At 73.4% G+C, this 13,122-nt stretch carries 13 protein-coding genes and 1 pseudogene; 8 read left to right on the top strand and 6 right to left on the bottom strand.

The annotated features are described in order from the left end of the window. Nucleotides 1-281: 281 nt before the first annotated feature. Nucleotides 282-503: a hypothetical protein gene (locus AC07DO_RS02735; RefSeq protein WP_479056522.1), complete on the top strand. Its 222-nt coding sequence runs from the start codon at nt 282-284 to the stop codon at nt 501-503. A gap of 103 nt (nt 504-606) precedes the next feature. Here AC07DO_RS02735 and AC07DO_RS02730 read toward each other — a convergent pair whose 3' ends face one another. Beyond that, nucleotides 607-837 carry a hypothetical protein gene (locus AC07DO_RS02730; RefSeq protein ID WP_479056521.1) on the bottom strand — a complete coding sequence of 77 codons (231 nt, stop codon included), beginning with the start codon at nt 835-837 and terminating at the stop codon, nt 607-609. A gap of 336 nt (nt 838-1,173) precedes the next feature. On the opposite strand from AC07DO_RS02730, the gene AC07DO_RS02725 reads away from it, so the two are divergent. Together AC07DO_RS02725 and AC07DO_RS02720 are read left to right on the top strand one after the other, a co-directional pair. After that, a complete protein-coding gene (locus tag AC07DO_RS02725; protein WP_479056520.1) occupies nt 1,174-2,007 on the top strand; it encodes a helix-turn-helix domain-containing protein in 834 nt (277 codons plus the stop codon). Continuing rightward, nucleotides 1,989-2,267, top strand: coding sequence for a DUF397 domain-containing protein (locus AC07DO_RS02720; protein WP_479056518.1), 279 nt, complete (start codon nt 1,989-1,991; stop codon nt 2,265-2,267). Before AC07DO_RS02725 ends, AC07DO_RS02720 begins: the two co-directional genes overlap by 19 nt. A gap of 44 nt (nt 2,268-2,311) precedes the next feature. Here the strand turns inward: AC07DO_RS02720 and AC07DO_RS02715 are convergent, their stop codons facing one another. Next, nucleotides 2,312-3,130: an isocitrate lyase/PEP mutase family protein gene (locus tag AC07DO_RS02715; RefSeq protein ID WP_479056517.1), complete on the bottom strand. Its 819-nt coding sequence runs from the start codon at nt 3,128-3,130 to the stop codon at nt 2,312-2,314. Nucleotides 3,131-3,208: 78 nt separating this feature from the next. Between AC07DO_RS02715 and AC07DO_RS02710 the strand changes: the two genes are divergently transcribed. The 3 genes from AC07DO_RS02710 (at nt 3,209) to AC07DO_RS02700 (ending at nt 6,085) form a co-directional block, all read left to right on the top strand. Beyond that, nucleotides 3,209-3,886 carry an AIM24 family protein gene (locus AC07DO_RS02710; RefSeq protein WP_479056515.1) on the top strand — a complete coding sequence of 226 codons (678 nt, stop codon included), beginning with the start codon at nt 3,209-3,211 and terminating at the stop codon, nt 3,884-3,886. Between the two features lie 70 nt (nt 3,887-3,956). After that, nucleotides 3,957-4,472: a PH domain-containing protein gene (locus AC07DO_RS02705; RefSeq protein ID WP_479056514.1), complete on the top strand. Its 516-nt coding sequence runs from the start codon at nt 3,957-3,959 to the stop codon at nt 4,470-4,472. Between the two features lie 50 nt (nt 4,473-4,522). Further along, on the top strand, nt 4,523-6,085 hold the full coding sequence (locus AC07DO_RS02700; protein ID WP_479057504.1) for a PH domain-containing protein: 1,563 nt from the start codon (nt 4,523-4,525) through the stop codon (nt 6,083-6,085). Nucleotides 6,086-6,088: 3 nt separating this feature from the next. On the opposite strand, the gene AC07DO_RS02695 is transcribed toward AC07DO_RS02700, so the two are convergent. Both AC07DO_RS02695 and AC07DO_RS02690 read right to left on the bottom strand, forming a co-directional pair. After that, nucleotides 6,089-7,372 carry an aspartate aminotransferase type Ic gene (locus AC07DO_RS02695; protein ID WP_479056512.1) on the bottom strand — a complete coding sequence of 428 codons (1,284 nt, stop codon included), beginning with the start codon at nt 7,370-7,372 and terminating at the stop codon, nt 6,089-6,091. Nucleotides 7,373-7,503: 131 nt separating this feature from the next. Then, nucleotides 7,504-8,739, bottom strand: coding sequence for an MFS transporter (locus AC07DO_RS02690; RefSeq protein WP_479056511.1), 1,236 nt, complete (start codon nt 8,737-8,739; stop codon nt 7,504-7,506). A 102-nt stretch (nt 8,740-8,841) separates the two neighbouring features. On the opposite strand from AC07DO_RS02690, the gene AC07DO_RS02685 reads away from it, so the two are divergent. After that, complete coding sequence (locus tag AC07DO_RS02685; protein ID WP_479056510.1) at nt 8,842-9,786, top strand: LysR family transcriptional regulator; 945 nt, start codon at nt 8,842-8,844, stop codon at nt 9,784-9,786. On the opposite strand, the gene AC07DO_RS02680 is transcribed toward AC07DO_RS02685, so the two are convergent. Together AC07DO_RS02680 and AC07DO_RS02675 are read right to left on the bottom strand one after the other, a co-directional pair. After that, nucleotides 9,761-10,069 (bottom strand): SpoIIE family protein phosphatase, encoded by a 309-nt coding sequence (locus AC07DO_RS02680; RefSeq protein ID WP_479056508.1) that lies wholly within the window; start codon nt 10,067-10,069, stop codon nt 9,761-9,763. The two genes, AC07DO_RS02685 and AC07DO_RS02680, sit on opposite strands and share 26 nt — an antisense overlap. 50 nt (nt 10,070-10,119) lie before the next feature. Next, nucleotides 10,120-10,803, bottom strand: a pseudogene (locus tag AC07DO_RS02675) (PP2C family protein-serine/threonine phosphatase); the annotation flags it as partial. Nucleotides 10,804-11,021: 218 nt separating this feature from the next. Here AC07DO_RS02675 and AC07DO_RS02670 point away from each other — a divergent pair. After that, nucleotides 11,022-13,112 (top strand): ATP-binding protein, encoded by a 2,091-nt coding sequence (locus tag AC07DO_RS02670; protein ID WP_479056507.1) that lies wholly within the window; start codon nt 11,022-11,024, stop codon nt 13,110-13,112. Nucleotides 13,113-13,122 lie beyond the last annotated feature (10 nt).

Below are 13,122 nucleotides of genomic sequence, written 5' to 3'. Positions count from 1 at the left end.
GGGTACGGGGGTCGTCCCCCGGGAGACAGCAGCATGATGCGGTCCGCTTCACCGAGCTTCTGGGTGCGCAGCACGATGCCGTCGTCGCGGAACAGACTCATGGGGTCCATTCTCGCGTACGCCGCCGAGCTGCCGGGCCCGGGTGCTCATCCGGGGCCGGTTCACCCACATACGCCCACTCTCTCAACGGGGCCCGGTAGCGTACGAAGGGTCGCCCCGTCGGCACCGGAGGCCTCTGTGAGCGCACAGCCCGACGAGCCCTACGGGCCACTGATTCCGCGATGCCCGAGCTGACACCCGACGCGCTGCGTGCCGCGGTGGCCCGGATCGCACCGAGCCGAGTGCCCGCGCTCACCCAGCACCTGTTCGAGGCGACGACGAACGCCCAGCAGACGCAGAGCCTGGCCCCCTCCACGTCTTCCTCCACTCGTGGGCCGTCTTCGTCGCGATCGAGCGCCATCCGCAGTGCGCGGCCCGCCTGCGCGAACTGGAACGGCTGGTGAACGCGTCGGAGCAGGGCCCCGCGGACGCCATCGCCGAGATCCGCCGCATCCGGAACGACGCGGAAGCGGAGGCCGGTCTGTGACCGGCCGATACGGCTGACCGTCAGGGCACCTCGCCCCGGCTCCGGGCGTTCGCGTACGCCGTCGCCGCGCGGAGCCGCTCCGCCGTCGTGGCCGTACGGACGGCCTCCGGGGCGCAGTCCCACTCGCGGCCCCCTCCGTAGGGGCGCAGCTGGACGTACGGCCCCTCGTGGCCCATCACCCGTCCCACCTCCCCGCTCCGGGTGTCCACCACGTACGCCCCGACGGGCAGGTTCAGCGGAAGGTCATTCATGGCGCACTCCTCAGCGCGGCGGCGAGACGTGCGGTCGCCTCGACCGAACAACCCCCCAATTCGATCCGCGGACACGGGGCGTCCCTCGCGATCGACGCGGGGTCCATCCTCAATGACGGCAGGGTAATTCCCACTCGCGCGAGCGCGGCGCGCAATTCCTTCACGGTGTCCTCCGCCTGTTCGATACATGCCACTGCGTGCTGCTTTCCGTCCGCCTTCACGTGGCTCCCCTTTGCCTTCGGATTTCACTCTTCTCGCCCCTACGGTGGCGCACGCGACCTACACTCGGCAGGGGTCTGCCCTCTACAACTGCGAGGCAGCGAAAGGCGGTTGGCCATGGCCAATGGTTCGAGGCAGGCGGCATGGGAATTCTTCGGCGCGGAGCTGAAGCGGAGACGGGAGGACGCGGGGCTCAGCCAGTCGGCGCTGGGGGTCCGCGTATTCGTATCCGGGGGCTACATCGGCCAGTTCGAGCAGGCGATTCGAAAACCACAGTTGGATGTGGCACAACGTATTGATGAGGTGCTACAAACCGACGGCTTTTTCGAACGATTGTGGCGCAAGCTCATCAAGGATCAGCCGTTTACGGAGTACTTCGCTCACGCGGCGGAGTTGGAGCTGCTGGCGACGGAGATCTGTGACTTCGCGCCAACGGTAGTGCCGGGACTTCTGCAGACCCCCGACTACGCGCGAGCGGTCTTCCTGGGCAGCAATCCGTTCGCCACCGACGAGTACATCGAGGAGCTGATCAGGGGTCGCATGGACCGCGCGCTGCTGCTCAAGGACGCGGCCCGGCCGACATATTGGGCGATCCTGCACGAGACCGTGCCGCTCGTCCCCGTCGGAGGCCCCACCGTGATGGCCCAGCAGCTCGACCACATCGCAACGATGATGCGCGAGCGCAAGGTGCTGGTGCAGGTGCTGCCGTTCGCAGCCGGGGCACACCCCGAGATGGGCAAGATGATGACGCTCATGGAGTTCGAGGACGCCCCGCCAACGGTCTATACAGAGGCGGTGCTTTCGGGGAATCTCCTGGACGATCCGGCGGTGGTGAAGCGGACGCAGGCGACTTACGATCTGCTCAGGGCCGTCGCGTTGTCGCCTGAGGCGTCCCTGGACCTGATCGAGTCGGTGTCGGAGGATTACAGACGATGCGCGAGTACGACCTGAGCACCGCCCGCTGGCGCAAGAGCAGCTACAGCGGTGGCAGCGGCGGAGAGTCATGCGTCGAGGTCGCGTACGACTTCGTGGGCGCCGCCCGCTGGCGCAAGAGCAGCTACAGCGGCGGCAACGGCGGGGAGGACTGCGTCGAGGTCGTCGACGGAGTCCCCGGGGTCGTCCCCGTGCGGGACAGCAAGGTTCCCCAGGGTCCCGCCCTGGTGATCGGCGCCGGCGCCTGGTCCGCGTTCGTGGCGATGGTCGCCCCTTAAGGGGCGGGGAACTGCGCGGCCAGCCCCCACCGACCCGCGCCCCGTCAGGCGAACCCGTCGGCCAACGCCTGCGTCTCCGCGTACGAGGGGACGTCCTCGGCCGACGGGAGGCCGCCCGCGCCGTCCGCCACGGACCGCGCCGCCGTCACCGCCGCCCCCAGCGCCGCCCGGAACAACAGCGAGCCGCAGCTGACCCTCGCGACGCCCGCCTCCGCCAGCTCCGGCATCGACGGCCCGTCGGGGGCGTGGAGGACGTTGAGCGGGGTGTCGCCCAGGACCACCGACGTCAGCTCGGCGATCACGTGCGGGTCGCGCAGGCCCGGTACGAACACCCCGTCCGCGCCCGCCCCGCGGTACGCCTCCAGTCGGTCCCCCGTCTCCGAGACCCTCCCCGCGTCCCGCAACCAGTACGTATCCGTGCGGGCGTTGACGAACAGGCGGCCGCCCACCGCCTCCCGAACCGCCGCCAGAATCTCGACCTGGTGCCCCGCGTCCCGCAGCGTGCCGTCCGCGCGGCCGTCCTCGATGTTGATGCCGACCGCGCCCGCCTCCGCCAGTTCCGCCGCCAGCGCGGCCACGTCCCCCGGGTCGTCGCTGAAGCCGCCCTCGACGTCGACGCTGATCAGCGCGTCCAGGCGGGTCAGGCCGCGGGCCAGCCGGACCGTCTCCGCCCGGGTCGCGCCCGTACCGTCGGGGAGGCCCGCCGCGGCCGCCACGCCCAGGCTGGTCGTCCCCACCGCGCGGAACCCGGCGGCGGTCAGAGCCGCGGCGGACGCGTGGTCCCAGGCGTTCGGCAGCAGCAGGGGCGCACCGGCGCGGTGCAGGGCGCGGAATTCCTCGTATGCGTACGCGGGGGTCGTCATCCAACGACCGTAAGGGCGTGACCTTTCGGCGCCCGCCGAAGTGTTGGCGGTCGGTCCGCAGTGGCTCAAGATGTGGGCATGAAGAGTGACTTGTTCTCCAGCGACCACATGGCCCAGCCGGCCCACGCGCCCGGCATGACCCTCCAGAACGCCAAGTCCATCAAGTACGCGGTCAGCGGTGAGATGCACGCCCGGCAGGGCGCGATGATCGCCTACCGGGGCGAGCTGCAGTTCGAGCGGAAGAGCCAGGGCGTCGGTGGCATGCTCAAGCGGGCGGTGACCGGCGAGGGGCTGCCGCTGATGGCGGTGCGCGGCCAGGGCGAGGCGTGGTTCGCGCACGAGGCGCAGAACTGCTTCATCGTCGACATCGAGCCCGGCGACGTCCTCACCGTCAACGGCCGCAACGTCCTCTGTTTCGACGCGACCCTGTCGTACGAGATCAAGACGGTGAAGGGCGCGGGCATGACCGGCGGCGGCCTGTTCAACAGCGTCTTCACCGGCGCGGGCCGCCTCGGCCTGGTCTGCGAGGGCACGCCGCTGGTGATCCCGGTCTCGCCGCAGCAGCCCGTGTACGTCGACACGGACGCGGTGGTCGGCTGGACCGCCCACCTCTCCACCTCCCTGCACCGGTCGCAGTCCATCGGCTCGATGATCCGCGGTGGTTCGGGCGAGGCCGTGCAGCTGAAGCTGGAGGGCGAGGGGTACGTCATCGTGCGGCCGAGCGAGGCGACGCCGCAGAAGGCGCAGCAGCACTGAGCCCAGCCCTCAGAGCGCCCGCGTGGCGCCGACGAGCGGGCCTCGACCTGCGGCAAGTACCTTTCGTCTCATGGTTCTTGACCAAGGCGACCGGAAGCAGAATCCGCGGCTGCGTCCGCCGCGCAACCCCCTGGACCGCCGCGCCGTCGCCTGGTGGCGTACGCAGCTGCTGCTGACGGTGGCCGCGCCCGTGGCCGTCCTCGGTCTGCTCGGCGCGCTGATCGCGCCGGCCCGCTTCTGGCTGCTGCTGCCCGCCGTGGTCATCGCGGTGCCGGGGCTGCTCGTCGGCGTGCTGCTGCCGCTGTGGTGGTACAAGGTCCACCGCTGGGAGGTCACCGACGACGCGGTGTACGTGCGGACCGGGTTCTTCTGGATGGAGGGGCGGATCGCGCCGATGTCGCGGCTCCAGACCGTCGACACGATGCGCGGGCCCGTCCAGCGGATCTTCGGGCTGACCACGGTGACCGTGACGACGGCGTCCGCGCGGGGCGCCCTGAAGGTCGAGGGGCTCGATCACGCGACGGCCGCCGAACTCGCGGAGCGGCTGGCGCTCGTCACCCAGGCGACGCCGGGGGACGCGACGTGAGCGGGCTCGCTGCCACGGAGCCGGCGGCGGGACCGGACGCCGAGGAGGAGATGGGCTGGCGGCGGCTCGACCGGCGTTCGCTGCTCGTCACCGTCCAGATGACGGGCGGCATCGTGACCGCCGTCGGCGTGCCGGTCACCCTCAGCTTCCAGGGCTGGGTGGCCATGGGGCCCGTGATCGCCTGGGCGGTGGGCCTCAGCCTGCTCGTCATCGCGAGCGGTGTCGGCATCGAGGCGCTGCGGCTGCGTCACAGCCGGTACCGCGTCGGGCCCGACCGGGCGGAGCTGCGCAGCGGCATCCTCTTCGTCAAGCACCGCTCCCTGAGCCGGGAGCGCATACGCTCCGTCGACCTGGTCGCCCATCCGCTGCTGCGCCTCCTCGGCCTGGTGGAGGTCCGCATAGGCACCGGCGAGCAGAGCGCGGGCCAGGAGGCCACCCTCGAACTGCGGCCCGTGCGCAGGGCGGAGGGCGAGCGGCTGCGGCGGGAGCTGCTCAGCCGGGCGGTGCCGGGCGGCGCCTCCGACGCGCAGGGCACGCTCGCCTCCCTCGACCCGCGCTGGATCCGGTACGCCCCGCTCTCGTTCGTCACCTCCGCGCTCGCCGCCGCGGCGGGCGGCGCGGTGATGCAGGTCAGTGAGTGGTTCGGTGTGCAGCAGGACGTCATCGAGTGGGTGGGTGACGCGTTCCGGGGGATGTCCGTGCCGGGCATGGTGCTGGCGCTGATCGCGATCGGTCTCGCCACCGGCTCGGTGGGAGCGCTCGGGCTGTGGATCGAGATGTGGTGGAACTACCGCCTGGAGCGGGAGCCCGGCGGGACGCTGCGGGTGCGGCGCGGTCTTTTCACGACCCGCTCGGTCTCCCTGGAGGAGGCGCGGCTGCGCGGTGTCGCCGTGGTGGAGCCGCTGGGCCTGCGTCTTTCGGGCGCGGCCCGGGTGGACGCGGTGGCCACGGGTCTCTCGCGCCGCGACGAGGAGGACCAGGCGGGGCCGAGCACGCTGCTGCCCGCCGCGCCCCGGCGGCTCGCCGACGAGGTGGCGGCGCGGGTCCTGCGGGAGCCGGTGACGCCCACGGCGGCCGAGCTCGCGCCGCATCCGCGGGCGGCGCGGTCCCGCCGGATCCGGTGGGCGGTGTCGGCGGCACTGGCGCCCGCGCTGGTCCTGCTGCTGCTCGGAGCGCTGCTCGACGTGCGGGTGCTCACGTATGTGGGGGTGGGCACCGCGGTGGTGCTCGTGCCGGTCGCGGTGGCGCTCGCCCGCGACGCGTACCGCGCTCTGGGGCACGCGCTCGACGCCGACTATCTCGTCGTGCGGTCCGGGACCCTGCGCCGCTCCACGGTGGCGCTGCGGCGCGGCGGGGTCATCGGCTGGACCGTCAAGCAGTCCGTGCTGCAGCGCCGCGCGGGCCTGGTGACGCTGAGCGCGACGACGGCCGCGGGCGCGCAGGCGTACGCGGCGTACGACGTGGGGGAAGCGGAGGGCCTGGAGTTCGCGGAGCGTGCGGTGCCGGGACTGCTGAGCCCGTTCCTGGTACGGGGTCCGGGCCCCGAAGGGGCGCGGGGAACCGCGCGACCGGCCGCGAAGGGCCCGCACAGTCCCCCGCACACGTCCGGTTGAACCTCAGCGGGCCGCCTTGGCCTGCTTCTCGTACCCGACGAGGCGCACGCACACCGTGAGTCCCTTGATCGCCCGGTCGAGTTCCGCGAGTCCGGGGTAGCTGGGCGCCACGCGGATGACCGCGTCGCGCGGGTCGTCGCCGTGCGGGTGCGTCGCGCCGGCCGGGGTCAGCACGATGCCCGCCTCGGCGGCGCGGCGCACGACGTCCTTGGCGCAGCCGTCCGGGACGGTGAGGGTGACGAAGTAGCCGCCCTTGGGGGAGGTCCAGGTCGCGAGGCCCGTCCCGCCGAGTTCCTCGTCCAGGATCCGCGCGACCGTCTCGAACTTCGGCTGCAGCAGGGCGCGCTGGCGCTCCATGTGGGCGCGTACGCCGTCCGCGTCCTTCAGGAACATGACGTGCCGCAGCTGGTTGACCTTGTCGGGGCCGATCGACCGCTTCTGGTTGTTGGCGAGGAGCCACTTCACGTTGGCGGGCGACGAGCCGAAGAAGGCGACGCCCGCGCCCGCGGCGGTGATCTTGGAGGTGGAGCCGAAGACGAACGCGCGGTCCTCGTGCCCGGCGGCGGCGCAGGCGGCGAGCAGGTCCGCGATCTCGGCGGGCTCGTCGGTGAGGTGGTGGGCCGCGTACGCGTTGTCCCAGAAGATCCGGAAGTCCGGGGCGGCGGTGGGCATCGCGGCCAGACGCGCCACGGTCTCGTCGCTGTAGACCACGCCGTCGGGGTTGCTGTACTTGGGCACGCACCAGATGCCCTTGACCGCGGGGTTCTCGGCGACGAGCCGCTCGACCTCGTCCATGTCGGGTCCGTCGGCCGTCATCGGCACGGGGATCATGTCGATGCCGAACCGCTCGCAGAGGCCGAAGTGCCGGTCGTAGCCGGGCACGGGGCACAGGAACGCGACGCGCTCCTGGTCCACCCAGCGCGACTCGGCGCCGGGCAGCACGCCGAGGAGGGCGTGCACGATGCAGTCGTGCATCAGCTCGAGGCTGGAGTTGCCGAGCGCGAGCAGCTGGCCGGCGGGCACCTGGAGCAGCTCGGCGAAGATCTCCCGGAGCTCGGGCAGACCCTGGAGCCCGCCGTAGTTGCGGACGTCGGTGCCGTCGGCGGCGGTGTGCCGGCCGCCGGGCAGGCTCAGGAGGTCCTCGGCGAGGTCGAGCTGCTCGGGCGCGGGCTTGCCCCGGGTCAGGTCGAGGGAGAGCCCGCGTGCGGCGAGGGCGTCGTAGTCCTTCCGGGCCTGCTCCAGCAGGCCGTCGAGGGCCGGGGCGTCGGGGCTCAGCTCGGTGGTCATGGTGGTGCCTCTCGCAGGTGCCGCTTCGGCGGGCGTCGTGGACTTCGGTGGGTGGAGCGTGCCGAGGATACGTACCGGTGCGGGAACGCGCCGCGCACGACCGCACCGCGAGACCGCGGCTCGCTGCGCTGCTACCCGCGTGCCGGATCCGGACGCCGTGCGTGGAGGGTGATCAGGAGCACACAGGACAGGGCCGCGAGGACGGCCGCCGCGCCGAGGAGGGCCGGGGGCGGCACCGCGCCGGACAGGAGCGTGATCGCGTACGGCGCGAACATCCCGACGTACGCCGCCGTCCAGAAGTACGCGGTGAGGCGGGCCAGGCGGTGCGGCGGGGCGAGGGCGGTGACCTCGGTGAGGCCGTACGTCAGGACGAAGCCGTAGCCCGCGCCGAGGACCGCGGCGGCGGCGAGTGCGGTCGTGCGGTCCTCCGTGACGGCGGCGAGCGCGGCGGCGCCGAAGCCGGCGGTGACGACGAGCAGGCCCGCGACGGCGGTCGCGAGCCGGTGCCGCTTCGCCACGCGGCGGGCGAGGGGCTGCACGAGCAGGCCGGTGCCGGGCACGAGGGCGGTGGCGACGCCGGTGTGGACGAGGCCGCCGTGCACGAGGCCGGGCAGCGTCACGAAGCCGACGCTGGGGGCGGCGAAGACCCAGGGGGCGACGGGGAGGACGCCGCGCCGGAAGGGGCGTCCGATGCCGGGGTGCTTGTGTGTCACCCGGTGCCGGGTGCCCGTCTCGGGGGCGGTCAGCGCGGCCAGGCCCGCGCCCGCCGCGAGCAGCAGGTGCGGTACGTACGCCGTGACCATCGGCGCCTCGGCCCACCGGGCGATCAGTGCCGCCACGAGGCCGCCGGAGGCGAACCCGGCCGAGACGAAGAGCCCGGCGCGGCGCGAGGCGGTCGAGGCGGTCCTCGTGCCGAGGGGGACGTACGGCTCCGAGGAGAGCTCCTTGATCCACGCGCCGCCCGCCGCGAGCAGCGCACCCGCGCTCACCCCGGTGATGAACCGCCCGGGCCACAGCCACCCCGTGGCGCCCGCGCCCAGCATCAGCACGCCGGTGGAGAGCAGGTTCAGCGCGAGTGCCGTCAGCGCGACCGGGCGGCGCCCGACGCGGTCGGCCAGCGGCCCGCACACCAGGAGGCCCGGGATGAGCCCGACGACGTACAGGGCGAAGAGGCCGGTGACGGCGGACTCGGAGAGGCCGAGCTCGGAGCGGTAGGCGCCGAGCAGCGCGGAGAACTGGTTGGCGCTCCACCCGGAGGCCATCATGATCCAGGCCGCCCGCAGCCCGTACCGGCGGGGAGGAGCGGGGAGAGACCCGTCGGCGCGGGACGCGGACGGGGTGGCGGACGGAGTGGTGGTGGTGCTCATGGCATCCAGTAGTAGGCGCGCCGCGCCCGCGCCCGCCTCCCCCGTTCACGATTCGTGAAGACGGCGCGCACGCCGCTGACCTCCGGGTCTACGCTGGTACGCATGTCCTCCGCGCCGCTCGATCTGCGACTTCTGTCGTCGTTCCTCGCGGTGGTGGAGGAGGGTCACTTCGGGCGGGCCGCGGCCCGCCTCTTCCTCTCCCCGCCCGCCGTGACGCAGCACGTCCGGCGTCTGGAGGCGGAGCTCGGCACGCTGCTCGTCGACCGGGGCACGAGCCCGGTGTCGCCCACCCCGGCGGGCGTGCGCCTTGCGGGTCACGCGCGTGTCCTGCTCGCCGCTTCGAACGCGGCGCTCGACGACATGGCGGAGACGGTGCGGCCCGGCGCGGGCGCGGCGGGCCGGCCGCTGCGGGTCGGCATCATGGGGCACGGCTCGGCGGAGCTGACCCCGGCGGCGATCAACGCGTACCGGCGCGCCCGCCCCGACGTCCGCGTGGAAATCCGCCAGTTGGACTTCACCGAGCATGTGACGGCGCTGACGGAGGACCGCGTGGACGTGGCCTTCGTACGTCCGGGCCCCGATGACGAGCGGGTGGTGGCCGACGTCCTGACGACAGAGCAGCGCATCGTGGTCGTCCCGGAGCACTCCCCGCTCGCGGAGGCCGGGCAGACCGGCGCGACGCTCGCGGACGTCGCGGCCCTCCCGTTCTTCCGCGTCCCCGGCCACACCCCGCGCCCCTTCACGGACTACCTCTACTTCGGCGAGGAGGCCCGGCGCCGCAGCACGGAGTACGCGGTGACGCCGCAGGAGGTCCTGACCGGCGTGATCACGGGCCGTGCGGCAGGGTCGGGCCTGAAGTCCTTCGCCCGCTACTACGCCTGGCCGGGCGCCGCGTTCGTCCCGATCCTCGACGCCCCGTGGGAGAGCAGCTACCTCGCGGTACGGGCGGCCGAGGAGAACCCCGAGGTGCACATCTTCCGCGCGCTGACCGTGGCCCTGTCCCGCGAGCTTGGCCCCATGATCAACAGCGCGGGCCCGCGCCCCTGACCGAGTGCGGCTCACGGTGCCCGCCCGGTCCGGCGCCCCTTGCCGCCCGACCGCACGGATCCCCTTCCCACAGGACGGAAGGCCGGTCGGCGGGCTGGCAGAGCACGAACGCGACGTCGTCGGTCAGCGGTCCCCGCGTGTGCCCGGTCAGCCGTGCGTACAGCGCGTCGAGCGCGTCGGCGGGCAGCGGCTCGCCCAGCGCCTGGGCGACCCCTTCGAGCAGCGGGAAGTCGGTGCCGTCCGCGTCGCGGGCCTCGCTGAGCCCGTCCGTGTAGAACAGCACCCGGTCACCGGGCTGCAGCCAGCGCGGTGCGCTGCGGGCGCCGGACCGAGCCCCAGCGGCAGCGCGTGTTCCGGAGGTTCGAGCAGCTTGGTCTGCCGGCCCACCCGCAGCGGCGCCGGGTGCCCGCAGTTGGCGATCCGCACCTCGCCGGGGGCGAACTCGGCGAAGAGGGCGGTGACGAAGTCCTCCGGACCGAGCACCGGGGAGATCCGGGCGTCCACCGCCCGCACCAGGTCGGCCAGGTGGGGCGTGACGTACACCTGGTCGCGGAAGGCACCGATGACCTCGGCCGTGATCCGCACCGTCGCCAGGTCGTGGCCGCGCACGTCCCCGATCAGCACCCGCAGGCCGTACGGCGTGTGCGCGACGTCGTACACGTCACCGCCGACCGTCGCCCCCTGGACGGGGCAGTGGTGTTGCGTGCACACCTCCACCCCGCCGAGGCGCGTGGCGACGGGGCGCAGGATCGCCCCTTCCGCCGCCCGCGCCACCTCGGTGACACGGGCCAGGGCGGCCGTGGCCGACGCGTGCCGGGCGCCGGCGCGGACGGCCAGCGCGCCGCCCACCGTCAGGGCCGACAGGTCCAGGAAGAAGTGCGGCGGCGCCGCGGAGCCGTGCGCCGACCAGATCGTCGGCGCGAGCAGTACGGCCCCGCAGGCGACGGCGGCCGCCCGCCGGACGACGAACCGCACACGGACCCTCCATCGCTCGCGCCATCCCCTGAGGGTGGCCATGCGCAGGCCCCCTGACTCTCCGTAGCCCCGCTCGGTGAACGGCCACTATGGCCGAACGGCCGTGGCTGCACGACTGGTTGACCGGAGCAGGCGAGACGATGACCGGTGCTGATCTCTTCGTGCCGACTTTTGCGCGTCTTGCCCGGGGCGTCACTCATGTCGGGCCGATCTCGGGGCAAGCACGCCCCTCGGCGCCGGGGAGGAGCACACTGTGTGACGTGAAGCTCCCCTCCGAGACGACGAGTTTCGTCGGGCGTTCCGGCGAACTGCGGTCGCTGGTCACTCTGCTGGAAACCGACCGCCTCGTGACACTGACCGGCGTGGGCGGCGTCGGCAAGACACGGCTCGCGCTGCGGGTCGCCCGCCGGATGGAGCCGGACTTCACGCACGGGGTGCACTTGGTGCAGCTGGCACCGCTGCGGGAACCGTCCCTGCTCGGCAACGTCCTCCTCGAGGAGCTCGGCCTCGTCGACCAGGCCGCCGGTCCCGCCGAGGAGCTGGTCGCCCGATGGCTCGCCGACAAGAGGCTGCTGCTGGTCCTGGACTCGTGCGAGCACCTCGTCGCGAAGTGTGCCCGCCTGACGCGGACACTGCTCGACGCGGCACCGGAGCTGCGCATCCTGGTCACCAGCAGACAGCCCCTCGGCATCCCTGGCGAGCGGCGCCACGAGGTGGCCCCGCTGCCGGTGGCGCACCCTCCCACGGGGGCGGGCACCGCCACCGAGCACGGCGACGCGCTGACGCTCTTCGCCGACCGGGCGGCCGCCTCGGTGCCCGACTTCGCGCTGACCGACTCACGGCGGGCCACCGCCGCGGCCGTCTGCCACCGCCTCGACGGGATTCCGCTGGCCATCGAGCTGGCGGCGGCCCAGCTGCCCGGCCTCTCCATCGAAGAGCTCGCCGACCGGTTGCAGCACCGCTTCGAGGCGCTGATCGCGCGGGACGGCGCCCATGGCACCACCCCGCCGCGCCATCGCACCCTGCGCACCACCATCGGCTGGAGCCACGAGCTGTGCGAGCCGCTGGAGCGGCTGCTGTGGGCCCGGCTCTCGGTGTTCACCGGCGGCTTCGAGGCGGACGGCGCGCGGGCCGTCGGAGCAGGGGGCCCGCTCCCCGCCGAAGAGGTCGGGCGGCTGCTCGACGGCCTGGTCGCCAAGTCCCTCGTACGCCGTCGTGGGGACGGCTCGGGGTCCGTGCGGTTCAGCATGCTGGACACGGTGCGCGAGTTCGGCGCGCAGTGGCTGCGCGAGCTGGGCGAGGAGGAGCCCGCCCGGCGCAGACACCTGGACTTCCACCGCGCGCTGGTGCTGCGGGCCGAGGCCGAGTGGCTGGGCCCGCGTCAGGTCGGCTGGTCCGCGCGGCTGACCGCCGACCACGCCAACCTCCGGACGGCGCTGGACTTCTGTCTGTCGCGCGGCGACGGCCGCACGGCGCTCGAGCTGGGCGGGGCGCTGTGGTTCTTCTGGTTCGCCTGCGGGTTTCCCCGGGAGGGGAGGCACTACCTGGGGCGGGCGCTCGACCTGTGCCCCGGACCGGCCGCCGAGCGCGCCAAGGCCCAGTGGGCGTACGGTCTCGCGGCGCTCGGGCAGGGTGACCTCGACGCCACGCAACGGCTCGCGTACGCGCTGCGCGAGACCGTCGGGGGCGCCGACGCCCCGGGGGCCCATGCCGCCGCCTACCTCGAAGGCGCCGCGCTGGCCCTGCGCGGGGACCAGCTGGGGGCCTCCGTCGTGCTCGACACCGCAGCGGAGCCCGTGGACGCCGAGGGCGGCTTTCCCGAGGCCTGGCTCCTGATCAAGGTGACGCGCGCGTTCGTGCGCGTCCACCGCGGGGACTTCACCGGCGCGGCGACCCACGCCGAAGAGCTGTGCGCCCGGACCGAGCGGCTCGGCGAGCGGTGGTTGGGCGCCTGGGCCGGATACACCAGGGCACTGGCCTCCGCCGGCCTCGGCTCCCCCGCCGAAGCCGCGGTCCACGCCCGCCGCGCGCTGGAGGGCAAGGCACTGCTCCACGACAGCCTCGGTGCGGTCATGGCCATCGACCTGCTGGCCTCGACGGCCGCCGCCCGGGACAGGGGCAGGCACGCGGCGCGTCTGCTCGGCATCAGCCAGCGCATGTGGCAGGCCATCGGCCCGTCCCAGCTGGGCATGCCGCAACTGGTCGCCGCCCGCGCGGAGTCCGAACGCGCGATCAGGACGTCCATCGGCGACACCGCGTACGAGGAGGAGTACCGCTCCGGTCTGGAGACCGGCACCGCCGAAGGCCTCGCCTACGCCCTCGCCGCCACCCCGGGGGAGAGCGCCGGGTAGCCCCCGTCCA

The organism is Streptomyces sp. NPDC045678, assembly GCF_056432085.1.
This window is presented reverse-complemented; position numbering and strand designations above follow the sequence as displayed.

Bases quoted from the DNA above. Each gene is read 5' to 3' on its own strand.
- AC07DO_RS02710 (WP_479056515.1), top strand. From the start codon at position 3,209: ATGAAGAGTGACTTGTTCTCCAGCGACCACATGGCCCAGCCGGCCCAC.
- AC07DO_RS02715 (WP_479056517.1), bottom strand. From the start codon at position 3,130: ATGACGACCCCCGCGTACGCATACGAGGAATTCCGCGCCCTGCACCGC.
- AC07DO_RS02690 (WP_479056511.1), bottom strand. From the start codon at position 8,739: ATGAGCACCACCACCACTCCGTCCGCCACCCCGTCCGCGTCCCGCGCC.
- AC07DO_RS02735 (WP_479056522.1), top strand. From the start codon at position 282: ATGCCCGAGCTGACACCCGACGCGCTGCGTGCCGCGGTGGCCCGGATC.
- AC07DO_RS02720 (WP_479056518.1), top strand. From the start codon at position 1,989: ATGCGCGAGTACGACCTGAGCACCGCCCGCTGGCGCAAGAGCAGCTAC.
- AC07DO_RS02730 (WP_479056521.1), bottom strand. From the start codon at position 837: ATGAATGACCTTCCGCTGAACCTGCCCGTCGGGGCGTACGTGGTGGAC.
- AC07DO_RS02695 (WP_479056512.1), bottom strand. From the start codon at position 7,372: ATGACCACCGAGCTGAGCCCCGACGCCCCGGCCCTCGACGGCCTGCTG.
- AC07DO_RS02700 (WP_479057504.1), top strand. From the start codon at position 4,523: ATGGGCTGGCGGCGGCTCGACCGGCGTTCGCTGCTCGTCACCGTCCAG.
- AC07DO_RS02705 (WP_479056514.1), top strand. From the start codon at position 3,957: ATGGTTCTTGACCAAGGCGACCGGAAGCAGAATCCGCGGCTGCGTCCG.
- AC07DO_RS02725 (WP_479056520.1), top strand. From the start codon at position 1,174: ATGGCCAATGGTTCGAGGCAGGCGGCATGGGAATTCTTCGGCGCGGAG.
- AC07DO_RS02685 (WP_479056510.1), top strand. From the start codon at position 8,842: ATGTCCTCCGCGCCGCTCGATCTGCGACTTCTGTCGTCGTTCCTCGCG.